This window comes from Pseudomonas sp. GW821-FHT07B01 (assembly GCF_059419065.1).
The window spans coordinates 77,156-102,573 of record NZ_JBWKRA010000012.1 but is presented as its reverse complement, the minus strand read 5'-3'; the positions used below and the strand labels follow the sequence as shown (position 1 = coordinate 102,573).

Here is a 25,418-nt window from a genome sequence, read left to right as displayed (position 1 = left end):
GTGCCAGGCCTCAGACGGGTGGCAAACGCCACTCGATGGGGGCCTCGCCATTCTGCTCGAGAAACTTGTTGGCCCGGCTGAAATGCCCGCAGCCCAGAAACCCGCGATACGCCGACAACGGCGACGGATGCACCGAGGTCAGCACCAGATGCTTGGTGGCGTCGATGAGCTTCTGCTTGCTTTGAGCATGGGCGCCCCACAGCAGGAACACCAGGTGCGGCTGATGCTCGCTGACTACCTCGATAATCCGATCGGTGAAGAACTGCCAGCCCTTGCCCGCATGGGCGTTGGCGTTGGCGCGCTCCACGGTCATGGTGGTGTTGAGCATCAGCACGCCCTGGTCGGCCCAGCTTTGCAGGTAGCCGTGGTTGGGAATGTCGATGTTCAGGTCGCGCTTGAGCTCTTTATAGATATTGACCAGCGACGGCGGCGCCGGCACGCCCGGTTGCACCGAGAAACACAGGCCATGGGCCTGGCCAGGGCCGTGATAAGGGTCCTGGCCGAGGATCACGACCTTGACCTTGTCCAGCGGTGTTGAATTGAGTGCGTTGAAAATCAATGGGCCGGGCGGGTAGATCTCTTTGCCTGCGGCATGTTCCTGGCGCAGAAACTCGCGCAATTGCGCCATGTAAGGCTTCTCGAACTCGTCACGCAGAGCGTGTTTCCAGCTGGGTTCGAGTTTGATACGGTCGCCATCGGTCATAGTTGAATTGTCTTGTAAAAAAGAATGAGGCGAACCCTAGGAAAGCCGACCCCGCTTGTCAATTGATCTGACACAGCACCGGCACTTTCCCACGAAGGGATCATACTCATCCTTCACCTTCTCGATTGAGGTCACGATGAACCTGCATTTCGAAGAACTGACCGGCAGTGGCGGCGCTCGCATCGGCATCGCCAGCCTGGACGCGCCAAAGTCCCTTAACGCCCTCTCCCTGCCGATGATTCTGGCCCTGAATGAGCGCATGGAGGCCTGGGCCAAAGACCCGCAGATCGTCTGCGTGCTGCTGCGCGGCAACGGCCCCAAAGCTTTTTGCGCCGGTGGCGAAGTGCGCAGCCTGGCTCAGGCTTGCCGTGAACAGCCGGGCGAAGTTCCGGCTCTGGCCGCGCAGTTTTTTGCCGCTGAATATCGTCTTGACTACCGCCTGCACACCTACCCAAAGCCGTTGATCTGCTGGGGCCACGGTTATGTCTTGGGCGGTGGCATGGGCCTGTTGCAAAGCGCCGCCGTGCGTATCGTCACACCAAGCAGTCGTTTGGCCATGCCCGAGATCAGCATTGGCTTGTACCCGGATGTGGGGGCCAGTTGGTTCTTGTCCCGCTTGCCGGGCAAGCTCGGCCTGTTCCTGGGCCTCACCGGTGCCCATATCAACGGCCGCGATGCGCTGGACTTGGGCTTGGCCGATCGCTTCCTGCGCGATGACCAGCAAGACGAATTGCTCGATGGCCTGCTGCAGCTGAACTGGCAGGAACAGCGTGCGATGCAACTCAACAGCTTGCTCAAGGCCCTGGCGCAGGAGGCGATCAGCGGTCAACCCGACGCGCAATGGCTACCACGCCGCACTCAGATCGACGAATGGCTGGATGTAGGAGATGTGCTCTGTGCTTGGCGCGCCTTGAACCTGCTGCGCGACCACAGCGACCCGCTATTGAGCCGGGCCGGCAAAACCCTGAGTGAGGGCTGCCCGCTGACGGCGCACCTGGTGTGGGAACAGCTCCAGCGCGCCCGCCACCTATCCCTGGCCCAGGTGTTCCAGATGGAATACACCCTGAGTCTCAACTGCTGCCGTCATCCGGAATTCGCCGAAGGGGTTCGGGCACGCCTGATCGACAAAGACCAGGCGCCTCATTGGCACTGGCCGGATATCAACACACTCCCGGAAGCGGTGGTGCAAGCGCACTTTGACAAGGCCTGGGAAGGTAGGAATCCTCTGGCAGATTTATCTGACTACTGACAGGTCTGTACGTTTGTCGTTGACCTTGAACGCGCAATTGTCCGGTTGGCTGTCCACGCACGTATACACCGGCAACTCGAACGCATCGGGCTGCAGCTTCCAATACAAGGAGCTGGTCAACGACATGTTGATAATCTCATTGCCCCTGCTTGGCCTCAACGCTACTACCCCGTTCCAGCTGGTGCGGTAGATGCACTTGTCCATGTAGCCGTGTCCTCTCTCCTCGCCGTCGCCCGGCATGAAGACTGCGCCAATGAATCCGTCGATAACACCACGAGACGCAACCCTCGGGCTTTGCCAGCGCAGGCCATGGTCCTTGGCGCGATAATGGCCATCGGCGTACACGATCTGCGTCGTATAAGGACAGCCCTGCTCCGCTCTTGCCGATGCAATGAAGCAGCTCATCAGCAGGAGCACGCAAATCAATTGTTTGAACATAGGGATTCCATCTGCTCAGTCTCACCACGCAAAAACACAAGGCTTCTCGTTAGTGAAGTACAGCTAGCGCCTCAAAGATAGCTGTTAAATCTGACAGTACGGACATACGGTACCTATAAAAAACGGCGCATGATGCGCCGCTTGTTTTTCAAGATATTTAACGGTGACCGCCGCGACCACCTCCGTGGTCGGAACCGCGTCCACGCCCGCCATTACCCCAGCGATCGCCCCACCCCTGGTTGAGGTAGGGTCGGTACCCGGCGCGAGGATAATAGCGCGGGGCTGGTTGGTAGTAGCGCGGCGCCGAATAGTAGCGAGGCTGTGGCGCATAGTAGCGAGGCGCTGGCGCGTAATAGCTGCGCCCAGAAGGGTAATAACGCGGGCCGCCGTAGTAATAGGCTGGCGCCGGCGCGGTGTAGACCTCGGAGCGATAGTAGGTAGCGCCTCCATCGTAATAGGGCACGCAGGCTGAAAGGGTCAGGCCGAGCAAAGCGATGAGCAGCAGTCGTCGATACATGGCGGCCTCCTGGACCGCGGAAGAGCTCCTCCAGCGACGCTGGCGAGCGGCATTCAGCTTTCACTAAATGACGAAATATCTGACATCAAAAACCGAATCTGGTGCGTTCGCGACACAAGTGGAAACATCTGTTTCAGACGAAGTGAAGGTCTGTCAAAAACCCATGATGATGGAATGCCGCCCAGCCGCGCTGTATCGTGCAACAACTACCGCTGTTCTACCCGATGCCTGCCTGAACCGACCCATGACCACACCGACCCTATGCCCCGCCTGCGGTGCCCGCAACGACTGCTCCCTGGCCGATCCGCGCACGGCCGATCAAGCCTGCTGGTGCTACAGCGTCATCATCGACCCGGCGGTGCTTGAAGCCCTGCCGGATGAGGTGCGCAATAAAGCCTGCCTGTGCCCACGCTGCGCCCAAGTGGACGAACAGTTGCGTAACCGCCATGCGCGTTGATCGCTTCCTAAGCAACCTGCCACAGTTCAATCGTAAACAAGTGCGCTTGTTGCTGGTGGAGCGCCGGGTGACCGTCGAGGGTGTTGCAGTCAGCGATCCGCACCATGACGTACGTGAGTTCAGCCAGGTCTGCGTTGACGGTGAAATTCTGCAAGCGGGCAAGCCGGCACGCTATTTCATGCTGCACAAACCCCAGGGCTGCGTCAGCGCCACGTCGGACCCGCAACACTCCACGGTCCTGGACCTGCTGCACGAACCGGACAAAGCCGACCTGCATATCGCCGGGCGCCTGGATTTCAACACCACCGGCCTGATGCTGATCACCAACGATGGCCAATGGTCACGGCGCCTCACGCAACCACAGACCAAGTTGCCCAAGGTGTACCACGTGCAAACCGAACAGGACATCGGCCCGCAGTATGCGATGACGTTCGCGGCAGGGGTGTATTTCGCCTTTGAAGATCTCACTACCCAACCTGCCAAACTTGAACGGCTGGGCCCAAGAACGGCCCGGTTGAGCATCGTCGAAGGCCGCTATCACCAGGTGAAGCGCATGTTCGGGCATTTTGATAATAAGGTAATCGGCCTGCACCGCGAGCGAATGGGCCCCTTGGTGCTGGATACCTCGCTTGCGCCGGGTCAGTATCGGCCACTGACTGACGACGAGATCCGACTCATCTGACGACCGTTCAGCCGGTGATGGCAAAAAACCAACCGCTTACCTTGCGACCTGCCTTCGGTGCTGCTTGAATCAAGGCTTCAGCCAGATGATGACTGATGAGTCGCCCTATAACCTCCAAGAAACACCTGCCGCGCCCGTGCTTGATCGTCGGGCCCTCCCGGCAAACCGCCCGCCATAACAACACCCGCCGGCCAGCCGTCATCGGACCGACGTGAGCCTTCATTTTCCAGGCGTATGCCTACCTGTCATAAAGCACGTGCAAAGTGATTTGCGCGCACTACCCGCTTGCCAGGAGTCTTACGACATGAGGCCAGAAATCGCTGTGCTGGATATACAGGGTCAGTATCGGGTTTACACGGAGTTCTATCGCGCGGACGCGGCGGCAAAGACCATCGTCCTGGTCAACGGCTCCATGGCGACCACGGCGTCCTTCGCTCAAACCGTCAAAAGCCTGTACCCGCAATTCAATGTGGTGTTGTACGACCAGCCCTACGCTGGCCGTTCCAAAATCCATAACCGTCATGAGCAGATGCTCACCAAGGAAGTCGAAGGCCAGATCCTCCTGGAACTGCTCGACCACTTCGCCGCTGAACATGTGCTGTCCTTCTCCTGGGGCGGCGCCGCCACGTTGGTGGCCCTTGCACAGCGGCCCCGTAGGATAGAAAAAGCCGTGATCAGCTCCTTCTCGCCGGTAATCAATGCGCCGATGCGCGATTACCTCGAACGAGGCGTCGACTACCTGGGCAACCTCGACCGCGACCGTGTCGGCCACTTGGTCAACAGCACCATTGGCAAGCACCTGCCGTCGCTGTTCAAACGCTTCAATTACCGCCATGTCAGCAGCCTGGCCGCACACGAATACGGGCAAATGCACTTTCACATCAGCCACGTGCTCAACAGCGACCGGCAGTGCTACCTCAAGGCGGCCAGGCAAATCGACATTCCGGTGCTGTTCTTGAACGGCGAGTGGGACGAATACACCAGCGCAGACGACGCCAAGCTGTTTGGCCAGCATGTGGCCAAGAGCTGCTTCAGCACCATCCAGGCAACGGGGCATTTCCTGGACATGGAACATAAAGCCGCGTGCCGCGATAGCCGTGAGGCCGTGGTGGGCTTCTTGAAAGGGCAGCGGCCCGCCAGCCCGTTGCGGTATAGCCAGGGCCAGGCGCAACATGCGTGGGCGCTTTGAGATCAAGCCTGACACTGTGGCGAGCATGCTCCCTCGCCACATGCAACTCTCACATTTTTCAAAGAAAAACTTCAAATCCAGCCGAACATCTGGTACAAAGTCAGCCGTTCTGAGCGGGTATAGTTTAATGGTAGAACAGTAGCTTCCCAAGCTTCCGACGAGGGTTCGATTCCCTCTACCCGCTCCACTCAGATTTGCGCTGGCGTCAGGAAGGTTCTGACGCAGGATGCACAAAAAACCGGTCCTTGGTGACCGGTTTTTTTATGTCTAAAATTTATTCTCCAGCGCTCATCTGCTGCTCGGCAGTCGAGCCTGAGGGTGTGAAGCACCTTGTAATACCTCCAAGCGGCGCCATTTGTGCGCCCCCATACTCAACATCACCCTGCCCGCCTATCTGTTGAATCTCATCGTTGAATACGTGTTGAATCATCCACAGGAAAAAAGCCGCTCGGGATTTCTTTTCTGGCATCCGCGGCGCTCCAGGTATTACAGCAGGAGCGGTAGGTACGCCTAAGCAAAGTCTTACGGCAAGGCCGGCAACACCTCGCGATAATGTAGGCTCATCGGCCCAGAGTTCGGAATATGGCAATGCTGGACACCAAAAAAACCACACCCAAAATCATCCTGCGCCAAGTAGCCGGCTGGGTGTTGGTTTTGCCGCTGCTGGTCTCGTTTGTACGGCTGCCCTTCCCCTTCCCCCTTAGATTTTTGCTGGAGTTAGGAGTGATTGCCGCGTCAGCGTATGGCGTGAGGTTTGCCTGGCGTCACGCAACCCCACGCGTGGCTGTGTTCGCTTTGTTTGTCACCCTGCTCAACGTCATTTCTATGGTCATGTTAAGTACAGCGTCAGTACTCATAGCCCTTTACATTGTCGCCAGGCTCTACTGGTATCCCTATTTTTCCAACTGGGTTTACTGGAATTTCTAATTGGGCGAAGAATTTGACCGCAAGAAACGTAGTTCCCAAACCCCTTGGTGGAACTACAGTGGCGTCGTCCCCCCTCAACGCCCTTCAAGGAAACTGCTCATGACCTACCACTACAAGCTCATGCCTTCCCCTGTCGGTGAACTCACCCTGGTGGCGCGCGGTGGCAAACTCAGCGCCATCCTCTGGGAAGTAGAACGCGCCAATCGCGTACGCCTGGGTGAATTGATCGAGGCCAACGACAGCCCGGTGTTGCGCGAAACCGAACGCCAATTGAAGGAATACTTTGCCGGAACGCGTAACCAATTCGAACTCGAGCTGGACTTCGCCGGCACTGACTTCCAGAAGCAGGTCTGGCAGGCACTGCTGACCATTCCCTTCGGCGAAACCCGCAGCTACAGCCAGATCGCCGAGCAGATCGGCAACCCCAAAGCCGTGCGCGCAGTCGGTGCCGCGAATGGGCGCAACCCGATCTCGATCGTTGCGCCATGCCACCGAGTGGTGGGCGCTTCGGGCGGGCTGACCGGGTTTGCCGGAGGGCTTGAGGCCAAGCAGTATCTATTGACGCTTGAGGATCGCAGCCAGGCAAAAATGGCTTTTTGATTACCGTTCAGCAAGCGCTCCGCGAGTGAAAGCCTGATACTCGAACAAACGTGCAAAGCCCAACTGTTGATACAGCGAGATGGCCTCCGCCGAGGCCTCGAGAAAACATCGGTGAGCCCCCAGGCTCGAGGCGTGAAGCAGGGCAGCTTGAATCAGGCAAGTGGCATAGCCTCTTCCACGAAAGCCCTTGAGCGTGCCGACATCATTCAGACGGGCCTCGCCTTCACACAATGACAACGTCAACGAACAGCTCACCCGCCCCTCGGCGGACAAGGTGAAGTGGTAAAGGGACTCACCCGCATCAAGCGCCCTCTGGTGCCGTTCCTGATAGTTCACAACGACCTCGGGAAGCATCGAATATGCACTGCCAACTGGACCCACCCATTCGTTCAAATCCCGCGTCAGGCAGATCTGTAGAGTCCCCTCGCTCATCCTTGGAATAAAACGCGACAGCTCGAGAACCATCGCGGTTGTCTGTTCGGCAGGCTGGAAACCGATTGCGCAGAGCGCCTCGCGTAGCTCAGCGACCTTTTCCTCATGAACCACAATGCGTATTGCAAGGACGGAACCATGGATCAAGCCCAACGGGTCAGCAAAAGCTTCGCCCAATGGAGCGCTGCCCACGCGAATAAATAACAAGTCATACAGGCCAGAACATACGTCAACGAAATAAGCGTTGATAGCCGCGCTATAACGACGATGCAGGCCGCAGGTGGCAGAAAAATAGTGATCTTCGGTCAGGTGATAAAGTGTGCGCAGGTCGCAGGTGGCATATGCGGTCATAGAGGTTATCCAGGTAAAAACCCAGTCTTGCGCTCGCCGCCTTGAGATACCGTAGGCTCGCTCCTAAAAGCACGGCAGAAAAAACCCATAGTCCTGTTGATATGAAAACGGCGGTTGGATCCTCTCCAACCGCCGTTTTTTCATTTCCAGTAGCCGCCTCAACCGTCGCCTTGATGGCCCTTACCGTAGGTCGACGCCAGGGCCCGGGCCTTTTGCAAGCGCTCTTCAAGCTTGGGTAGCGTCTCATCCACCAGTGCCTTGATCTCTGGCACATCCGACGCCGCGCCTTCTTTCTTGAACAGGGCGATGGCGTCTTCGTTCTCCTTGACCTGCTGCGCGGTATAGGCAGCGTCAAACGAATCGCCGTCCTTGAGTTCAGGCATCAGGGTTTCGGCCTTATCAACGATCTTCTCCCGTGGGGCCACTGGCAAATCGAGCTTCTTGGCGATCGCCGCCAAGTGCTGGTTGGCCAGCGTGCGCTCGTTGATGACCTCAATGGTGTAGTCCTTGATTTCCTGGGACGAGGTCTTGGCATGGGCCATGCGACTGGTTTCGATATCGGCCATGCCTTTGGCCGAAGCCTGCTCGATGAATGCTGCAGGCGACTGGGCGAAAGCATTGCTGGCGCCGAGGCCCAGCAGCATCGCGAAACTGGCGGTGCGTAACCGGATAGCCATGCGGCTCATGATGGGTTCCTCCAGGGCAAAAATAGGCGCGGGAGCATACAACCCGCCCTGAATTCGAATTTTCACGGCGGTAAAGGTTTAGAAAAAACTTACCTGTGCGACGAACGGTCGTCGTCGCCTCAGGCCGCTTTGCTGCCGAACAGGCCCGGCAATGCGTGCGCCAGGGCATTGAGGGCGAAGCCGATAAACATCACGCCGCAGAGCTTGGTGATCAGGATTTCATGGCGTTGATACAGCGTGCGCACCCGTTGGGCACCCACCACGCCGATCAGGATCGCGTAGGCCAGCAAGCCACCGATAAAGCTCAGCAGAATCAACGTCGGCAGCATCGACCAAGTCAACAACTCGGCTCGGCTGGACAGCAACGCGGTGAACGTCGCCACGGCAACCGGATAGGCCTTGGGATTGGTCAAGCCAAACAGAATACCGTGCCAGAACGGATGGCGCGCCGCGCCCTGAGGGGCGTCGCTATTGCGGCGTTGGGTACGGATCGCACGCCAGCCGAGCCAGAACAAATACATTCCACTGAGTACACCGAGTACGTCAAACGCACTGCTGCCGACTTCCCGCGCACCGACGATGGCAATCAGCGCCGTGCTGCACCACACCACATCGCCGAGCAAATGACCGCACAAGAATCCTGCCCCGGCACGCCGGCCACGAGCCGCACCGATGCCGAATACGGCCAGGACACCGGGGCCTGGGGTAATGCCGTAGATAAAACCCGAAGCCAGCACGGCGAACAGCAAGGATGGGGTCATGGTAGACGCTCCAACAGACGCTTGAGGGTGAACGATTCTGCATGTTTCAGCGCGGTGGGTAAAACTTCATTCCAGCATAGGGCTGGGCGCGACAGGCTTGCAGCCGCGAGGCCAGATCGCCGACATGAACCTCCAGCTTATGGCCGTCGGGATCGAGAAAATAAAACGATGCGCCTTCGCTGCGGTTGTCTCGCCATTCCTGTACACCGGCAGCGCGCAGGTGTTCGACCAAGGGAGCGAAATCAGCAGCATCGACAGTGAAGGCATAGTGGGTGTAATCCACCACCGGAGCAGTCGAGCGCAACGGGTCCAGCGACAGGCACAGCCAAAGCCCAGGCAGTGAGAGGTAGGCACCGTTGTCCCAGGTTGCGTCGAGCTGCAGGCGCAGCAGGTCGTGATAGAAACTGACGCTGCGCGGCACATCGGTGACGGCCAGGGTCAGGTGGTTGAAACCGCTGAGCATCTAGGTGTTCTCGCGTTATCGTGGGTCTGCGGACAATACACCCACCACCCTGCCAATCAACCACTGCAACCCCACATCGCCACCCCGCCGCGTATGCCAGGCCAGCTCAAAGGCAAACGACGGAATATGAAACGGCGGTGGCACGGCCAGCAATTGCCGAGCGTCGATATTCATTAAACCACGGGACGACACCGTCAGAATCAGGTCCGTGCCCTGGATCAACTGCGGCGCCACGCTCCAGTGCGGCAGGCTGATCGCCACGTGGCGGCGTTCACGAATGGCCGTAAGCGCCCGTTCGATTTCCGGCGTGCCGCTGCCGCGCATCTCCAGCAGCACATGGGGACGTGACAGATATGTCGGCAGGTCCAGCACTCCGTTGGGCGCAAGGCTGGTGGGGTCGACCAGGCAGGTGTAATGCTCTTCGAACAGCGGCGTAGTCCGCAGTTCGGCGGGCATATCGGGGAATACGCCCGCAGCCAGGTCGAGATCGCCATTGAGCACACCCTCAACCATGCCTTCGCGGCTGGCCTGGATAATCTGCAAGTCAATACCGGGCGCTTCATGGCGTAGGACGCGAACCAGGCCGGGCAGGAATATGGCCGCGCTGTAGTCCGACATCGCCACACGAAAGCGGCGCTTGGCAGAAGTGGGGTCAAAACGATTCGGCGCCAGTAAGGCCTGCACCTGGGCCAGGGCTTCGGTCAATGGCGCCGCCAATTCCATGGCTCGGGCGGTTGGCACCAATGTGCCGCCCTGACGCATCAGCAGCGGGTCGCCCAGCATATCGCGCAGCCGCGCCAACGCATGGCTGACCGCCGGCTGGCTCAGGTGCAGGCGCTCGGCGGCGCGGGTGACGTGTTGCTCGCTGAGCAAAGCGTCGAGGATCACCAGCAGGTTCAGGTCGATGCGACGCAGATCATTCATCAGCTGCATGCTCGGCATAATAATTCGGAATTTAAATTTGAGCGACGAATACCCTAGAGTCCAGCAAAACCTTTGGGAGCGTCGAGATGACTGTGTTGCATTGGGTAGGTTTGTTAGCGCTGGCGGTGTTCGCCGGCGCGGTGGTGCCGTTTCAGAGTGCGATCAACGCCAACCTCGGGCGCGGCCTCGGCCATCCCTTGTGGGCCACCCTGGCTTCGTTACTGGTGAGCATCATCGTGCTGCTGCCGGTGATTGTGGCGCTGCGTTTACCCCTGCCGAGCCTGGCCTTTATCAGCAAGGCACCGTTGTGGATGTGGGCCGGCGGTGCCTTTGGCGTGTGTTTTATTTCATTGGCGTTGATGCTGCTGCCCAAGCTCGGCGCATCGGGCTTCATTGCGCTGGCCATGGCCGGGCAGGTTCTCGCGTCATTGCTGCTGGACCATTTCGGCCTGTTCGGCCTAGTGGAACGTCAGTTGACAACCTCCCGGGTGTTGGGCGCGCTACTGCTGATCAGCGGCGTTGCGCTGATTCAGTTCAGCGGCGCTCAGCCGCAAGGCGATTGATCTGCGCCTGCTCCACCACGGGCTGCGGCGCGCCTTGGCTGGCCGCCTGCAACATCGCACGGCCGACGGTCTCGGTGCTCACCACCCAATCCGGTTTCAGTCGCCGCACAAACGAAAGCACCGGCCCGAGCACGCTATAGAAGGATTGGTACAACGGCGTCTTCGAACGCACACCGTGCAACGGCTGGATGATCCCCGGGCGGAACAGATACACCGCCTTGAACGGCAAGCGCAGCAAGGCATTTTCGGTCTTGCCCTTGACCCGCGCCCACATCGACTGGCCGGCTTCGGAACTGTCCGTGCCGGCGCCGGACACATAGATAAAGGTCATCTGCGGATTGAGCCGCGCCAGGGTGCTGGCCGCCACGAGGGTCAGGTCATAGGTGAGGTGGGTATAGCGCGCCTCCTTCATGCCCGCCGACGAAACACCCAGGCAGAAGAAACAGGCATCAAAACCCTGCAGCAGGTTTTCCAGGGGTTGGAAATCCAGCATGTCGTTGTGCAATACCTGATGCAGCTTGCCGTGCTCCTGAGTCAGGGGCGTGCGGCCGACGGCTACCACTTCCTGCACATCGGCCGCCAGCAGGCACTCGCGCAGCACACCCTGGCCCACCATGCCGGTGGCGCCGAATAACAGAACTCTCATCAAATATTCCTTCATCCCACTGACTTGGCGAGTCGACAGACGAGCCTCTTGAAGGCTACCGGCACATCCGCCCTGCACGCCGGCACCTTACCCAATTTACTGACGCACACCCCCATTAAATCGCATGATATCACCCCCCTTCAGGTCCCTTGGCACACCAGGACATTGTAGGCAGCTATTCGAATGACATTACTGTGCCATCCTAAAAGCAGGAATGTACCTACACGAAATACTCCATCCGGGCTATCGCACATGGGAATCGTCTGACTTATCGAATCAAAATTTTCCCGGTAGTGTTTTCCAGCCCCCCCCAAAGGACGCTAGAGAAATGGAAAACTCATCGCTCACACACAAATTCTCAAATTACAAAAAACTCATAGCATTGGCCGAAACGGACTGGCACTCGGCAAAGAGCGGGCGAATATGCGAGCTCAATGTCACCGTCAAAAGCAATAATTACCTGACAGATCAATATGGGCGCGACTTCCATCACTTCTGCACAACCTCATATCTTGGGCTCGATCACCACCCGGCCATAATAGAAGGTGCGATGCAGGGAATAAGGGAGGCCAAAACCCTGCGAATCGCAAATTCAAAAAACCGTTGCAAACTGGAAATACTCGAACGATACGAGCTAGAACTATCGGATCACTTTGACTCCATTTGTTTAAGCACATTGTCTTGCAGTGCTGCTAGCTCTGGACTGCTCCCTCTGCTCGCGAGCGGAGCCTTTACTAGTAATTGCCCGCCTACAATGGTATTCGACAAGCACTCGCATTACTCGATGAATCACATCAAAGCGTCCTGCGCTGATGAGACCGAAGTAGTGACCGCCCCCCACAACGATCTCTCTTTCATTGAAGATTTATGCAAAACCCGCAAATGCGTCGCGTATATAGCTGACGGCATATACAGCATGGGCGGCGTTACGGACGTTGACGGTTTACTTTACTTAAAAGCTCGTTATGGGCTATTTCTCTATATGGACGACTCGCATGCGCTGTCGGCATTCGGAGAGGGAGGACGTGGTTACATCCGGCCATTTATGCATGCGCAAGACGATCAGACACTAATAGTCGCGTCCTTAGGAAAGTCTTTCGGTGCTAGCGGCGGGTTGATCATGTTTGGCAGCGAACGACAAAAAAGTCTGATGTACCGTTATGGTGGCCCGAGCAACTGGTCGCAAAGTCTGAACTCAGCGGCTATTGGCGCTGGGCTGGCGTCGCTAAAAATACACCAGACTGAAGAGCTATACGAGCCTCAAGAAAAACTTCAATTTAACATTCAACTATTTGACAAATTAATATATACAGAGCAGCATGGCACCCAGACTGCCATACGCTTAATTAACTGTGGAGAAGCTGAAAAAGCGAATGAGCTCGCTACCCGACTTTCGGACATTGGCTTTTTTACATCTGCTGTATTTTTTCCGGTAGTGCCAAAAGGAAAATCAGCCGTACGCATAACGCTCCGAGCAGATATGTCCCCTACAACGATAGAGTCGTTTTGCGCACAGCTAACCCAACTAACCACGGCCTCAAAAACCAGCACCAGCTTGCACTCCCAGTCAGAAGCTACCTAATGGGGACGTTCAATAATGGCCACGATTACTGAAACGGATTAAAAACTGTGTAAACGATGCCGAACTAGCAGTTTCTTCCTTACTTAGGATATAGGACGATTTTTATTGAAAAGCAATATCGCTCTCCTCCTCGCCTGTAGTGCTGCCTTCCTCGCTCAAGCCGGTATCAGCAGCTATCTGCCCGCAGTCCCAGCAATCGCGCAAGCTTTAGCCGTCGAAAAGCATGTTGCTCTGGCTCTAGCGGTGTATCTGGTGGGCATGGCCTTGCCAATGCTGCTGTGGGGTAGTCTGGCTGAGCGACTTGGCAGAAAACCGGTGTTACTTGCAGCCTTGGCGGTGTATGCCCTGGCGAGTGCGACGATCCCATCAGCGTTCAACGTTGAGTCATTTCTAGCCTTACGCCTGCTTCAAGGCTTGGGGGCTGGTGGGATGTCCGTCATGGCGCGGGTATTAGTGCGCGACAACTTCAGCGGTGCACAGTTGGCCAAAGGACTATCGTGGCTGGGGATGACCTTCGTGGTCGCCTTGGGTATTGGCCAATTCGTGGGTTCGTTATTGCAAATGGCGTTTGGCTGGAAGGCAATTTTCTATACGTTGGCAATCGGGGCTGTCGCTTTGATAGGGGTGTTGCAGCGGGTGGTATTTGCGACGCAAGCAAAAGCTGGCTCTCCGGTCCGCGCTTGGCGTGTTTACAACGCGATTGCGCGACATCCTCCCTTTCTGCACGCCGCACTGGCCGGCGGTTTGGGCTATGGGGTGATCATTGCATTCAATACCTGCGCACCGTTGATTTTTCAGGGAGGTTTTCAGTGGAGCGCAATGGAATACGGCTGGCTGGGTTGGCCGATCAGTGGGGCTTACCTGGCAGGTGCGTTAATGGTCAATCGCTTCGTTGCACGCACAGGTCGCTTGAGAATGATGCGTGCAGGCGTTGCATTGGTACTGCTCGGTACGGCGACCATGTTGCTAGGCAGCGTGCTTGCCAGTGGGCTCGCGGTGCTGCTGTGGTTGCCCTATTGCGTGGCGGTGCTGGGGCAGTCTATCAGTTACCCTATCAGTTTATCTCTCGCCAATGATGAGGCCCCCATCAGCGGCTCCTACGCCATGGCCCTCGGCGGTTTTGTGCATCAGTTGATGGCAGCCATGATCGGCGGTGCGGCAAGCCTATTGGTGAGCCAGCAGGCGTGGCCGCTGGCGGTGTTGTGTGTGGCGTTGGCGGGCGGCACATGCATATGCCTTGCCCGCTGCAGCTCGGATCAAAACGCGCTACGAAAGATCTCCTCAATCTGACGCTGGTCCGCCCGCCGTGGGTTGGTCAGCCCGCAGGCATCTTTCAACGCATTGCTGGCCAGCAACGGGATGTCCTGCAACTTAGCGCCAAGCTCACGCAAGCCCGCAGGGATTTCCACGTCCTGGGACAACCGACGAATCGCCGCGATGGCAGCCTGGGCGCCCTCCTCGGCGGTGATGCCCTTGATATCTGCGCCAAGGGCCCGGCCCACGTCGCTCAGGCGTTTGGCGCAGACGCTGGCATTGAAGCTTTGTACATGGGGCAATAGCACGGCGTTGCACACGCCGTGGGGCAGGTCGTACAAGCCGCCCAATTGGTGAGCCATGGCATGCACGAAACCCAAGGACGCATTGTTGAAGGCCATGCCGGCGAGAAACTGCGCATAGGCCATGTTTTCCCGTGCGGCCTTGTCAGTGCCGTCGCGGACCGCCAGGCGCAGGTTGGCGCTGATCAACTCGATGGCCTTGATCGCGCAGGCGTCGGTGATCGGTGTCGCGGCGGTGGACACGTAGGCTTCGATGGCGTGGGTCAGCGCATCCATGCCCGTGGCGGCGGTGAGGCCCTGGGGCATGCCGACCATCAGCGCCGGGTCGTTGACCGACAGCAACGGCGTGACATTGCGATCGACGATGGCCATTTTTACGTGGCGGCTTTCGTCGGTGATGATGCAAAAACGCGTCATCTCGCTGGCCGTGCCAGCGGTGGTGTTGATGGCAACCAGCGGCAGTTGTGGCTTGCTCGATCGGTCGACGCCTTCATAGTCGCCGATACGCCCACCGTTGGTGGCGCACAGGGCAATGCCCTTGGCGCAGTCATGGGGCGACCCGCCGCCCAGGGACACGACGAAATCGCAGGCACTCTGTTGCAGTAACGCCAGGCCTTTTTCGACGTTTTCCACGCTGGGGTTGGGCTTGGCGCCGTCGTAGATCACCGAGTCGATATCCTGCATCGCCAGCTTCTCGGCGATCATGCCGGCCACACCGGCTTTGGCCAGGCCGACGTCGGTGACGATCAACGCCTTGCCAAAGCCGTAGTTGCGGATGGCGGTCATCGCTTCGTCGAGGCAATCGATGCCCATGATGTTGACGGCGGGGATGAAGAACGTGCTGCTCATGATCAATCCTCAAAGGCTTTATGCCGACAGAATCAACCTGTACCGCGTGGCGCATCTTGATCAGGATCAATGCCGGCTCGTGATAAAGTCACCCCCCAGCCGATTTCGAGTAGACCCGCCGCAATGAAGGATTTCCAGGATATTGACGCCCACCTTGAAGACTGGAGCGCCCTGCGCGCTGCCGTCGACTTCAGCGGGATTCTGATCGGCAACGGCGCCAGCCGTACGATTTGGGAAGACTTTGCCTACGACTCGCTGTTCGAAAACGCCCGTACCGTCGAAGAAAAACCCCTGAGCCCCTCCGAACTCAGCGTGTTCGATGCCTTGCAGACCCGCAGTTTCGAGCAAGCGCTGGGCGCCTTGAAAACCACCAGCCGGGTCAACAAAGCCCTGGCGGTCAGCTCGGCGGCGCCGCGTAACCGTTACTACGCGATCAAGGAAGCGCTGATCAACACCATTCATACCGTGCACATTCCCTGGCGCCTGGTGCAACCGTCGACGCTGGCGACGATCAACGCGGAGCTGACCACCTACGCCACCGTCTTCACCAGTAACTACGACTTGCTCAACTATTGGGCGACCCTGCACGCACCGGGCATTGACGACCTGTTTCGCAGCGCCGACTCAAGCTTCGACTTGCGCAATACGCACACCGACGCCACCCGCATCCTGTACCTGCACGGCGGCCTGCACCTGGTGCGCAACCTCGACGGCACGGCGCGCAAATTGCCGTCCACCGACAGCACCCTGCTCAGCAGTTTTGCCATCAACAACACGATCAAGACCCTCGACGATGTGCCGCTGTTTGTCAGTGAAGGCAAGGTGGAGGAGAAACTCAAAAGTATCCGCAGTTCGGATTATCTGTCGTTCTGTTATGAACAGCTGTTGAGCCATGAAGGCGCGCTGTGCATCTTCGGCCATGACTTGGGGCCGCAGGATAAACACCTGGTGGATGCTATCGGCCAGGCCAGCATCAACACCCTGGCGATCTCGGTGTCGGGGCGCAGCGATGGGTTTATTCGCCAGCAGAAGCGGCGGTATCTGGAGTTGTTCGAGGGCTCTGCTGTGGAACTGAGGTTCTTTACAGCGCGTACGCACCCACTGGGTAATCCGGCATTGTCCGTCCCTGTGGAACGCTGAGCAAAATGTGGGAGCTGGCTTGCCTGCGATGGCGGTGGGTCAGCGACAGATCGGGCACCGATAAACCGCTATCGCAGGCAAGCCAGCTCCCACATTGACTGCATTTCAAGTCGGGATCTGCCTCATTCCTCAGCGCTGTGCACCACCACCAGCAACTGCGCCTGCACCTCTCCCACCGAGCGAATCCGGTGGGGTTTCTGCGCGTTGAAATGCAGCGCATCGCCGCGCGCCAACAGCACCCGCTCACTCATGAAATCCACCTCAACCTGGCCTTCATGCACGAATAAAAACTCCTCTCCCAAGTGCTCCTTGAAGGTTTTGTCGGTGAACTCCGCCGGCGGATAAATGATGAACGGCAGCAGGCTGCGCTCGCTGACTTGGTGGGCAAGCACCGCATAACCCGGCGAGGTGTCGGGCCGCTCATGGCTGCGCACCAGGCTGTAGCTGTCGAGGCTGACGTTGTCTTCGCTGAACAGCTCTTCGACCTTCACGTTCAGAGCCTTGGCCAGTTTCAATGCCGCGGCGATGGAGGGCGTATTGAGCCCGCGCTCGACTTTCGACAGGTAACTCTTGGTCATCCCGGATTTTTCGGCCAGGGCCTCCAGGGTTACGCCAAGTTTTTTTCTTAATATTTTCAAGCGGATAGACATTTGCTGCGGTTAATCCATGCAGAAAGCGATGAGACAGACTTGCCAATGACACAAAGTGTCATATAGCATCTTTAGTGTCATTTGCACTCACCCAACGACCTTGCGAGCAGCGGGCGACCAGCAAATCCGACGTCCATTGAACCATCCAAAGGACATCAATATGGCCAAGACATTAGCACTCCCAAAAGACCAACTGGTCAAGCAAGCACTGAGCCAGATGCAAAACAGCCTGGCAGATAATACGTGGACCGACCGGCAAAAGCTGGCGCTGACCTGCCGAATCCTGTTCGAGTACGGCCACGACTCCGGCCTGGCCGGGCAGATCACCGCACGTGGGCCGACGCCCGGCACCTACTACACCCAGCAACTGGGCCTGGGTTTTGACGAAATCACCGCCAGCAATCTGCTGCTGGTCAACGAAGACCTCGAAGTACTGGAAGGCCATGGCATTCCCAACCCCGCCAACCGTTTTCACACCTGGGTGTACCGCGGCCGCCCGGATGTAAACTGCATCATCCACACACACCCCACGCACATTGCCGCGCTGTCGATGCTGGAAGTGCCGTTGCAGGTGTCGCACATGGACCTTTGCCCGCTGTACGAAGATTGCGCGTTCCTGGAGGCCTGGCCCGGCGTGCCGGTGGGCAACGAAGAAGGGGAAATCATCACCACGGCCCTGGGCGACAAGCGCGCCATCCTGCTCTCGCACCACGGGCAGTTGTCCACCGGGGCCAACATCGAAGAAGCCTGCGTGATTGCGCAACTGATCGAACGGGCTGCCAAGTTGCAGTTGCTGGCGATGTCTGCGGGCAGCGTCAAACCGATCCTGCCGGAGCTGGGGCGCGAGGCCCATGACTGGATCTCCAAGCCCAAGCGCCACGGCGCCGCGTTCAACTACTACGCCCGGCAAAACCTGCGCAAGCACGCCGACTGCCTGAACTGATTGCCCCTTTTTCGACCGGAGTTTTTCCCATGTCCAACCCAACCATTCACGGCATTATCGGCTACACCATCACCCCCTTCAGTGCCGACGGCCAACGCGTTGACCTCGACGCCCTCGGGCACTCCATCGACCGCTTGATCAACAGCGGCGTCCACGCCATTGCGCCCTTGGGCAGCACGGGCGAAGGCGCTTACCTGAGCGATGCCGAGTGGGATGAAGTCAGCGCCTACAGCATCAAGAAAGTCGCCAAGCGCGTGCCGACCATTGTCAGCGTGTCCGACCTGACCACCGCCAAAGCCGTACGCCGCGCCCGCTATGCCGAAGAGCACGGCGCCGATGTGGTCATGGTGCTGCCGGCCTCGTACTGGAAACTCAGTGACGCGGAAATCCTCGCTCACTACGCCGCCATCGGCGACAGCATCGGCGTGCCGATCATGCTCTACAACAACCCGGCCACCAGCGGCACCGACATGTCGGTGGAGCTGATCCTGCGCATCCTCAAGCAGGTCGAGAACGTGACGATGGTCAAGGAGAGCACTGGCGACATCCAGCGCATGCACCAGTTGAAACTGCAAAGTGACGTGCCGTTCTACAACGGCTGCAACCCGCTGGCGCTGGAAGCCTTCGCGGCTGGCGCCAAAGGCTGGTGCACCGCGGCGCCGAACCTGATCCCGCAACTGAACCTGAGCTTGTATCAGGCCGTACTGGCCGATGATTTGAACAAGGCGCGGGAGCTGTTCTACCGACAGTTGCCCTTGCTGCAATTCATCCTCAAAGGCGGGCTGCCGGCGACGATCAAGGCCGGGTTGCGCTTGACCGGGTTGGAGGTGGGTAATCCGCGCTTGCCGGTGTTCCCGTTGGGTGAGGCAGGGATCGGACAGCTCAAAGCGTTGCTGTCATCGGTATAAAAACGCCCGGCTCTCGCGAGCCGGGCGTAGGCCTTCTTGCACAACCGTCAGGTCTTGTCCTTGATAGTGACACTGGAACCATTGGTCTTGACGCTGGCAATGCCATTGTCTCGTGCGGCTGTAGAGGTGTACTGCTCACTGCTGCCGATCACTTGATGATTGGCAGCCTTGAGGTTGAAGAACGGCTGGCCGTTGCTGGCCACTTTTTTCTCATAACGTTCATCATGTGGGCTGTTTGCCTGCACTGAAGCAATGCCTGCTTCAGTAGCACCGCGGGTGGTGTAAAGCTCGCTGGTCAATATGGTTTCTGCGTTCGCCGCCTTAAGCACGAAACGAAACTGCCCGTTACTGCTTTTACTCAACTCATACCATCCAGCCATGACTTTCTCCTTTGAGTGGGATATCGCTCCCAAACTTGTAGGATTAAAGGCCATGCCCCAATTTTTTCCAGCCAAACACGGGAGATCTATTTAGCTGGAGACAAATGACAATAGTTCTCGATATCATTCGCGACTTTTCCACATCGTACTTCGTCAAGAAGGGTATCCATGTCTCGTCCCCAGCCCGACCCGTCGGCGGCCGATGCCTGTCGCGGGTTTTATGCAGACATTCTGTATTTCCTGCGTAAACGCACGGACAACGCCAGCGACGCGGCGGACATGGCCCAGGATGTGTTTACCCAATGGCTGGGCTACCGCGACCGTGCCAAGGTCGAGCAGCCACGGGCGTTTCTGTTCCAGATGGCGCGCAACCTGCTGCGCGATCACTGGCGCAAACAGAAGGTACGGCAAACCGTCCACCCTGATCACGCCGAAATGGATGCCGAGCCGGTCACCGACGAGCACAACGACCCCATGGCCGCCGCCCTTCGCCTGCAACGCCTGGAACAGTTGAAAGAAGTCCTTGCCGAACTCTCGCCGCGCCGACGAGAAGCCCTTATGCTGCACCGCTTCGAAGGCTTGAGCCAGGCGCAGATCGCAACGCGCATGGGCATCTCCACCAGCATGGTGGAAAAGCACATCGCCTTTGCCCTGCTGCACTGCAAGCGACGCCTTCAACCCGACATCGGCACGGAGCAGCCAGAATGAACCGCCCGAGCGACACAAACGCGCTGGACAGCCAAGCGAGCGATTCCATCGATGCCCAGGCCGCCAGTTGGTTTGCACGCAACCGCAACGAAGTCAGCCGCGCCGACCGTAAAGCCTTTGCCGCCTGGCAGGCGGTGCCCGACCATGCGCGCGCCTATGCCGAATTCGAACAGTTATGGGCCGACCTCGCCCAATTGCAACAACTGAACAAACCGCTGGCACTGCCCAAGCGCAAGCCCGCCTTGTGGCGCCCTGCCCTGGCGGTGGCCGCTGCCTTGGTGTGCGCCGTGTTGGCGCCCTCTCTCGGCGCACCGCGCGAGCTGTATCACAGCCAGGTTGCCACCCAGGCCAAGGGCATGCGCACGTTGAATCTGCCGGATGGCAGTACCTTGTATGTGAATGCCAACACCCATATCCGCGTGGACTTCAGCGCCCATCTACGGGTGCTGCATCTGGACAAAGGCCAGCTGTACATCGAAGTGGCCGCCGACAAGGAACGCCCCCTCTACGTGCAGGCCGGCGAGTCGAGCGTACGGGTGGTGGGCACGGCTTTCGATGTGCGCCGTGGGCAGCAGCAATTGGTGGTCAGCGTTGCCCATGGCCAGGTCGCTTTCGCGCCAAATGGCGAAAGCCCCGTCACCCTGCTCGGCGCCCAGCAACGGGCCTCATACAACTACGCCAAAGGCACCGTGCAATCGCAAAGCCTCAGCGCCGAAGAGATCGCCGATTGGCGCAGCGGGCATTTGTCATTTCGCAATCGAGAGCTGGCCAGCCTGATCGACGAACTTAGCCTCTACCGTCCACAGACGCCGTTGCAGGTCAGCAAGGCCGTCGCGCAGCTCAAGGTGTCGGGCAACCTTGATGTGAGCGACCCGGACGCCCTGCTCAACGCCTTGCCCGCGCTGTTGCCAGTGAAAACCGTGCTCTCGGCGGATGGCATCATGAGAATCGAGCCGAGCAAATAAACGGCAGAAACCGCACATGAGAATATTTTGCATTCGCATGTGTGGTTTTTTTTGCCTGCCCCGTCTTCCTCCTGTCTGTGTTTGATACGCACACCTTTTTGGCTATTTAGCCGCTCCGGGGGATTTCATGTTTCGCGCGCCTTGCCACGCTTCGCACCTGTTTCTTCGACCGACACTCATGGCTACGTGCCTGGCCTTGAGCCTCAGCGCCGAAGCCGAGTCGCTCAAGCTGCACCTGCCGGCCCAGTCGCTGGCCACGTCCCTGAGCCAGGTGGCCCAGCAAGCGAAAATCCAGCTGCTGTTCGATGAAACCCTGCTCAAGAACGTGCAGGCCCCAGCGCTTGACGGTGACTACACCCCGGAAGTGGCCATCCGTTCCCTGCTCAAAAACGGTGAGCTCAACCTGATCAAGGTCGGCAGTACTTATGTGGTGCGCCCCGACGAGGGCAAAACCACCACCGGTGGCGCAATCCAGTTGGACACCCTGAGCGTGATCGGTACCGGCAATGAGGTAAACGCCAGCACCGTCAACCGCTCCACCCTGACCCAGGCCGACATCGACCGTTACCAGTCCAATAACATTCCCAGCCTGTTGCAGACCTTGCCCGGTGTCAGCCAGGGCGGCTCGCTGAAACCCGGCGGCCAGACCATCAACATCCGCGGTTTCGGCGATGCCGAAGACGTGCCGCTGACCGTTGACGGTGCCACCAAGACAGGCTTTGAGCGTTACCAGCAAGGCACGGTGTTTATCGAGCCCGAGCTGATCAAGCGCATCGAAGTGGAAAAAGGTCCCAACTCGCCGTTCACCGGTAATGGCGGCTTCGGCGGCACGGTCAACATGGTCACCAAGGACGCCCCGGACCTGCTCAAGGACGGCCGCAACAGCGGTGCGATGCTCAAATATGGCTACTCCAGCAACGACCATGAACAGGTCTACAGCAGTGCCGTCTATGGCCGTACCGACGACGGCCGTTTCGATGCGCTGGCCTACCTGACCCAACGCGACGGCGGCGATATGAAGGTGGCCGCCAAATTGCCCAACGACAACAATGAGTACCCGATCAACCCCCAGCGCTTGCCCAACAGCGCCCAGGATGTGGACGGCAAGCTGTTCAAGGTCAACGCGCACTTTACCGATGAGCACAGTGTCGGGCTGTCATACTCGCGCTCCCACAGCAACCGCTGGACCCCGTTTTCCGCCGCCAGTTACCCCACGCCGCCAACCCAGTTCAACATCGACCGCTACGGCTACGAAGGCGCGTTGAAGCGCTTCCTCGCCCACCGTGACACGGTCGACACCACCTGGTCGGGCAAGTATGAATACCAGCCGCTGGACAACCCGCTGGTGGACTTGACCATCAAGTACTCACAGTCCAACACCGAACAGACCGATGAGCGTGACGCCACGGCGTTTTTCCAGTTGGCCACCGGCGGGCGCAAGATGGACACCGCCTACACCGACAAGCTCCTGGATATCCGTAACGTCAGCCTGTTTGACACCGGCCCCTTGCAGCATGCCGTGACGGTCGGCGGGCAAATCCGCAAGCACACCCGCGAAACCGAGATGTGGATGCCCGGCGCCACCTACAACACGCCGCGCTACAACTACGGGCACTTCCAGCCGGGCTTCATGCCCCACGGCAAAGTCGATACCAACAGCTTCTTTATCCAGGACGCGGTGACCTTGGGCGACGTGACGATCACGCCTTCGCTGCGCTACGACCATGTGCGCAACCGCGGCGAAGGCAACGATGCGCCCTACTACAACAACCCCAACCCGGCAGTGGGTCACGACTACAGCGACCGCACCTACACTGGCTGGTCACCACGCCTGGCGCTGTTCTGGACCGTGACGCCGAACGTGGGGCTGTTCGCCAACTGGAGCCAGACCTGGCGCGCCCCGGTGATCGACGAACAATACGAAGTGCAGGGCGTGGGCAGTCGCACCGCCACCAGCGTCGACCTGGACCCGGAGCGCATCACCTCGATCACCCTGGGCAACATCACCAGCTTCGATAACCTGATCGCCCAGGACGACAACCTGCAACTGCGCACCACCCTGTTCCACAACAAAGTCGAAGACGAGATCTTCAAGGCCACCGGCGTGGGCTGCCAGAACCAGGCTGTCAATGGCGGCAGCATCGCTTCAGCTTGCCCGCCAGGGCCGATGTCCAACTACCGCAATATCGGCAGCCTGACCATCAAGGGCGTTGAGCTCGAATCGATCTACAACTCCACCTACCTGTTTGGCTCGGTCTCGTTCGCCTATGCCAAGGGCCAGCACCAAGGCGCCTACACCAATCCCTGGGGTCCGGACGTAGCCGCACGGGATATTCCGCCGACCAAATGGGTACTGGTACTGGGCACTCACATCCCGGCCTGGGATGCCCAGGTGGGCTGGATGGGCCAATTCATCGGCGCCACCGACCGCCTGCCCAGCGACAAATACTCTGGCGGCCCGGGCTCCAGCATCGGCGATGTGTTCTACGACCAGTACGGCAACAAGCGCTACAACACCCAGGGCCTGTTCGCCAAATGGGCACCACAGCAGGCATATCTCAAAGGCACCGAGGTGAACTTCACGGTGGACAACCTGTTCAACAAAAACTTCCGCCCGGCCTTGAGCGGCGACCGGGCATACACCAAGGGGCGTGATGCGAAGATCAGCGTGACGCGGTTCTTCTAAGCACACACCCAACTGTGGGAGCTGGCTTGCCTGCGATAGCGGTGGTGCAGCCACCATGGTCATCGCAGGCAAGCCAGCTCCCACAGGGAACCGCGCCCATTTCAGGCCAGGTAGCCATCCCCGCGCAACAGGGTTTCCAGGCAGTGCTCGGTGATGTGATAGAACGCCTTGAGCTCCTGGATTTTTGCCAATAGCTGCGCGTTGTCCACAGGCTCGGCACGTTTGACCGCCAGGATCATCTTGTTCTTGTTCGTGTGTTCCAACGAGATGAACTCGAACACCTTGGTCTCATAGCCACAGGCTTCAAGCAACAATGCACGCAGGCTGTCGGTGACCATTTCTGCCTGCTGGCCCAGATGCAGGCCGTATTGCAGCATCGGTTTGAGCAGCGCCGGGCTCTGGATCTGCAGGCGGATCTGTTTGTGGCAGCACGGCGAACACATGATGATCGACGCACCGGAACGGATGCCGGTGTGGATCGCGTAGTCGGTGGCGATGTCGCAGGCATGCAAGGCAATCATCACGTCCAGCTCACTGGGCGCCACGCTGCGTACATCGCCGCATTTGAACACCAGCCCCGGGTGCTCCAGGCGTGCGGCGGCGCTGTTGCACAGGGTGACCATGTCCTCACGCAACTCGACACCGGTGACCTCGCCCTCGGCCTTGAGGGTATTGCGCAGGTAATCGTGAATGGCGAAGGTCAGGTAACCCTTGCCCGAGCCGAAATCGGCGACACGCACCGGGCGGTCGAGCTGCAACGGCGACGACGTCAGCGCATGGCTGAACACTTCGATGAACTTGTTGATCTGCTTCCACTTGCGCGACATCGAGGGGATCAGCGCCTGCTTGGCGTCGGTCACGCCCAGGTCGGCGAGGAACGGCCGGCTCAGGTCGAGGAAGCGATTTTTTTCGCGGTTATGCTCAGCTGAAGGCGCTTCGCGCAGTTGCTGCGGTTTGCTTTTGAACAGCGAGCTTTTGTTCTTCTTGCTGTATTCCAACTGGGCTTCGTCGGTCAGCGCCAGCAAGTGCGCGTTCTTGAACGAGGTGGGCAACAGCTCGGCAATCGCCGCCACGCCGTCGGCCAAGGGGAAGTTCTTGGTGATGTCGCGGGTCTTGTAGCGATAGACGAACGACAGGCAAGGCTGCTCCTTGACCACCACCGGCTTGATGATCAGCCGCTGCAACTCGGCTTCCTCACCGACGTACTTGGCCAGCACCAGCTTGATAAAAGCGTTCTGGGCCAGGCTTGCGCTCAACAGTTCGATGAACTGGGCATGATGATCCGGCGCAGGGCGGGCAGGTTGAGCGGTGACGGACATGAACAAAAACGCCTCGGGTAAAGAATGCCGGGCATTTTAGGCGGGATGGGGGTTCAGGGCACGGGGTTATTTGATCAACGGTCAATCAACCCGAATAAGGATGCTGCCTTGTGTAGGAGCGAGCTTGCCTGCGATGCAGGCAAC

At 58.7% G+C, this 25,418-nt stretch carries 28 protein-coding genes, 1 tRNA gene and 1 pseudogene; 17 read left to right on the top strand and 13 right to left on the bottom strand.

The window, feature by feature from the left end; translation table 11 throughout:
• Positions 1 to 10: 10 nt before the first annotated feature.
• Positions 11 to 703: a uracil-DNA glycosylase gene (gene ung / locus AC07S6_RS15340; protein ID WP_032903198.1), complete on the bottom strand. Its 693-nt coding sequence runs from the start codon at positions 701 to 703 to the stop codon at positions 11 to 13.
• 136 nt (positions 704 to 839) lie between these two features.
• Between ung and dspII the strand changes: the two genes are divergently transcribed.
• Positions 840 to 1,952, top strand: coding sequence for an enoyl-CoA hydratase/isomerase DspII (gene dspII / locus AC07S6_RS15335; protein WP_495112578.1), 1,113 nt, complete (start codon positions 840 to 842; stop codon positions 1,950 to 1,952).
• On the opposite strand, the gene AC07S6_RS15330 is transcribed toward dspII, so the two are convergent.
• Both AC07S6_RS15330 and AC07S6_RS15325 read right to left on the bottom strand, forming a co-directional pair.
• Complete coding sequence (locus AC07S6_RS15330; RefSeq protein WP_495112577.1) at positions 1,938 to 2,390, bottom strand: DUF3757 domain-containing protein; 453 nt, start codon at positions 2,388 to 2,390, stop codon at positions 1,938 to 1,940. The two genes, dspII and AC07S6_RS15330, sit on opposite strands and share 15 nt — an antisense overlap.
• A 157-nt stretch (positions 2,391 to 2,547) precedes the next feature.
• On the bottom strand, positions 2,548 to 2,907 hold the full coding sequence (locus AC07S6_RS15325; RefSeq protein WP_495112576.1) for a hypothetical protein: 360 nt from the start codon (positions 2,905 to 2,907) through the stop codon (positions 2,548 to 2,550).
• A gap of 244 nt (positions 2,908 to 3,151) precedes the next feature.
• On the opposite strand from AC07S6_RS15325, the gene AC07S6_RS15320 reads away from it, so the two are divergent.
• The 7 genes and pseudogenes from AC07S6_RS15320 (at position 3,152) to AC07S6_RS15290 (ending at position 6,762) form a co-directional block, all read left to right on the top strand.
• Complete coding sequence (locus tag AC07S6_RS15320) at positions 3,152 to 3,364, top strand: cysteine-rich CWC family protein (RefSeq protein ID WP_019818502.1); 213 nt, start codon at positions 3,152 to 3,154, stop codon at positions 3,362 to 3,364.
• Positions 3,354 to 4,046, top strand: a complete 693-nt coding sequence (locus AC07S6_RS15315) for a pseudouridine synthase (RefSeq protein WP_014717350.1) — start codon at positions 3,354 to 3,356, stop codon at positions 4,044 to 4,046. Before AC07S6_RS15320 ends, AC07S6_RS15315 begins: the two co-directional genes overlap by 11 nt.
• A 304-nt stretch (positions 4,047 to 4,350) precedes the next feature.
• On the top strand, positions 4,351 to 5,235 hold the full coding sequence (locus tag AC07S6_RS15310) for an alpha/beta fold hydrolase (RefSeq protein WP_072434345.1): 885 nt from the start codon (positions 4,351 to 4,353) through the stop codon (positions 5,233 to 5,235).
• 113 nt (positions 5,236 to 5,348) lie between these two features.
• A tRNA-Gly gene (locus AC07S6_RS15305) sits at positions 5,349 to 5,422 on the top strand.
• A 183-nt stretch (positions 5,423 to 5,605) separates the two neighbouring features.
• A pseudogene (locus AC07S6_RS15300) lies at positions 5,606 to 5,739 on the top strand (type II toxin-antitoxin system HicB family antitoxin); the annotation flags it as partial.
• An 84-nt stretch (positions 5,740 to 5,823) separates the two neighbouring features.
• The gene (locus tag AC07S6_RS15295; RefSeq protein ID WP_495112575.1) at positions 5,824 to 6,162 is read left to right on the top strand and encodes a hypothetical protein; all 339 of its coding nucleotides are present in this window, start codon (positions 5,824 to 5,826) and stop codon (positions 6,160 to 6,162) included.
• 99 nt (positions 6,163 to 6,261) lie between these two features.
• Positions 6,262 to 6,762 carry a methylated-DNA--[protein]-cysteine S-methyltransferase gene (locus tag AC07S6_RS15290; RefSeq protein ID WP_197880225.1) on the top strand — a complete coding sequence of 167 codons (501 nt, stop codon included), beginning with the start codon at positions 6,262 to 6,264 and terminating at the stop codon, positions 6,760 to 6,762.
• Here AC07S6_RS15290 and AC07S6_RS15285 read toward each other — a convergent pair whose 3' ends face one another.
• The 5 genes from AC07S6_RS15285 to AC07S6_RS15265 form a co-directional block, all read right to left on the bottom strand.
• Positions 6,763 to 7,545, bottom strand: coding sequence for a GNAT family N-acetyltransferase (locus tag AC07S6_RS15285; protein WP_495112574.1), 783 nt, complete (start codon positions 7,543 to 7,545; stop codon positions 6,763 to 6,765).
• Between the two features lie 158 nt (positions 7,546 to 7,703).
• Positions 7,704 to 8,231, bottom strand: coding sequence for a DUF4142 domain-containing protein (locus AC07S6_RS15280; protein ID WP_197880227.1), 528 nt, complete (start codon positions 8,229 to 8,231; stop codon positions 7,704 to 7,706).
• 119 nt (positions 8,232 to 8,350) lie between these two features.
• A complete protein-coding gene (locus tag AC07S6_RS15275) occupies positions 8,351 to 8,992 on the bottom strand; it encodes a LysE family translocator (RefSeq protein WP_105226095.1) in 642 nt (213 codons plus the stop codon).
• 46 nt (positions 8,993 to 9,038) lie between these two features.
• Complete coding sequence (gene fos / locus AC07S6_RS15270; protein ID WP_495112573.1) at positions 9,039 to 9,455, bottom strand: fosfomycin resistance glutathione transferase; 417 nt, start codon at positions 9,453 to 9,455, stop codon at positions 9,039 to 9,041.
• 15 nt (positions 9,456 to 9,470) lie between these two features.
• Positions 9,471 to 10,388 (bottom strand): LysR family transcriptional regulator, encoded by a 918-nt coding sequence (locus AC07S6_RS15265; RefSeq protein ID WP_495112606.1) that lies wholly within the window; start codon positions 10,386 to 10,388, stop codon positions 9,471 to 9,473.
• A 77-nt stretch (positions 10,389 to 10,465) separates the two neighbouring features.
• Between AC07S6_RS15265 and AC07S6_RS15260 the strand changes: the two genes are divergently transcribed.
• Positions 10,466 to 10,942, top strand: coding sequence for a DMT family transporter (locus tag AC07S6_RS15260; protein ID WP_014717341.1), 477 nt, complete (start codon positions 10,466 to 10,468; stop codon positions 10,940 to 10,942).
• Here the strand turns inward: AC07S6_RS15260 and AC07S6_RS15255 are convergent.
• Positions 10,914 to 11,588, bottom strand: coding sequence for an NAD(P)H-binding protein (locus AC07S6_RS15255; RefSeq protein ID WP_236281754.1), 675 nt, complete (start codon positions 11,586 to 11,588; stop codon positions 10,914 to 10,916). The genes AC07S6_RS15260 and AC07S6_RS15255 overlap by 29 nt on opposite strands.
• 328 nt (positions 11,589 to 11,916) lie before the next feature.
• Here AC07S6_RS15255 and AC07S6_RS15250 point away from each other — a divergent pair, with 328 nt between their 5' ends.
• Both AC07S6_RS15250 and AC07S6_RS15245 read left to right on the top strand, forming a co-directional pair.
• Positions 11,917 to 13,170: an aminotransferase class I/II-fold pyridoxal phosphate-dependent enzyme gene (locus AC07S6_RS15250; RefSeq protein ID WP_495112572.1), complete on the top strand. Its 1,254-nt coding sequence runs from the start codon at positions 11,917 to 11,919 to the stop codon at positions 13,168 to 13,170.
• 105 nt (positions 13,171 to 13,275) lie between these two features.
• Positions 13,276 to 14,460: an MFS transporter gene (locus AC07S6_RS15245; RefSeq protein ID WP_014717339.1), complete on the top strand. Its 1,185-nt coding sequence runs from the start codon at positions 13,276 to 13,278 to the stop codon at positions 14,458 to 14,460.
• Here the strand turns inward: AC07S6_RS15245 and yiaY are convergent.
• Positions 14,427 to 15,575 (bottom strand): L-threonine dehydrogenase, encoded by a 1,149-nt coding sequence (gene yiaY, locus AC07S6_RS15240; protein WP_034126546.1) that lies wholly within the window; start codon positions 15,573 to 15,575, stop codon positions 14,427 to 14,429. The genes AC07S6_RS15245 and yiaY overlap by 34 nt on opposite strands.
• 123 nt (positions 15,576 to 15,698) lie before the next feature.
• Here yiaY and AC07S6_RS15235 point away from each other — a divergent pair, with 123 nt between their 5' ends.
• Positions 15,699 to 16,715, top strand: a complete 1,017-nt coding sequence (locus AC07S6_RS15235) for a DUF4917 family protein (RefSeq protein ID WP_395605789.1) — start codon at positions 15,699 to 15,701, stop codon at positions 16,713 to 16,715.
• Between the two features lie 122 nt (positions 16,716 to 16,837).
• On the opposite strand, the gene AC07S6_RS15230 is transcribed toward AC07S6_RS15235, so the two are convergent.
• A complete protein-coding gene (locus AC07S6_RS15230; protein WP_014717336.1) occupies positions 16,838 to 17,365 on the bottom strand; it encodes a helix-turn-helix domain-containing protein in 528 nt (175 codons plus the stop codon).
• A gap of 160 nt (positions 17,366 to 17,525) precedes the next feature.
• On the opposite strand from AC07S6_RS15230, the gene AC07S6_RS15225 reads away from it, so the two are divergent.
• Together AC07S6_RS15225 and AC07S6_RS15220 are read left to right on the top strand one after the other, a co-directional pair.
• On the top strand, positions 17,526 to 18,308 hold the full coding sequence (locus tag AC07S6_RS15225) for an aldolase (protein WP_014717335.1): 783 nt from the start codon (positions 17,526 to 17,528) through the stop codon (positions 18,306 to 18,308).
• Between the two features lie 29 nt (positions 18,309 to 18,337).
• A complete protein-coding gene (locus tag AC07S6_RS15220; RefSeq protein ID WP_313042655.1) occupies positions 18,338 to 19,216 on the top strand; it encodes a dihydrodipicolinate synthase family protein in 879 nt (292 codons plus the stop codon).
• Between the two features lie 47 nt (positions 19,217 to 19,263).
• On the opposite strand, the gene AC07S6_RS15215 is transcribed toward AC07S6_RS15220, so the two are convergent.
• The gene (locus AC07S6_RS15215; protein WP_014717333.1) at positions 19,264 to 19,596 is read right to left on the bottom strand and encodes a YegP family protein; all 333 of its coding nucleotides are present in this window, start codon (positions 19,594 to 19,596) and stop codon (positions 19,264 to 19,266) included.
• A gap of 168 nt (positions 19,597 to 19,764) precedes the next feature.
• On the opposite strand from AC07S6_RS15215, the gene AC07S6_RS15210 reads away from it, so the two are divergent.
• From AC07S6_RS15210 to AC07S6_RS15200, 3 genes are all read left to right on the top strand, one after another.
• Entirely contained in the window at positions 19,765 to 20,304 is a 540-nt protein-coding gene (locus AC07S6_RS15210; RefSeq protein ID WP_495112571.1) for an RNA polymerase sigma factor, read from the top strand.
• Positions 20,301 to 21,269, top strand: coding sequence for a FecR family protein (locus tag AC07S6_RS15205; protein WP_495112570.1), 969 nt, complete (start codon positions 20,301 to 20,303; stop codon positions 21,267 to 21,269). The genes AC07S6_RS15210 and AC07S6_RS15205 overlap by 4 nt, the downstream gene beginning before the upstream one ends.
• Positions 21,270 to 21,396: 127 nt before the next feature.
• Entirely contained in the window at positions 21,397 to 23,955 is a 2,559-nt protein-coding gene (locus tag AC07S6_RS15200; RefSeq protein WP_490613703.1) for a TonB-dependent receptor, read from the top strand.
• Positions 23,956 to 24,056: 101 nt separating this feature from the next.
• Here the strand turns inward: AC07S6_RS15200 and AC07S6_RS15195 are convergent, their stop codons facing one another.
• Positions 24,057 to 25,274 (bottom strand): class I SAM-dependent methyltransferase, encoded by a 1,218-nt coding sequence (locus AC07S6_RS15195; protein WP_490613702.1) that lies wholly within the window; start codon positions 25,272 to 25,274, stop codon positions 24,057 to 24,059.
• Positions 25,275 to 25,418: the final 144 nt, after the last annotated feature.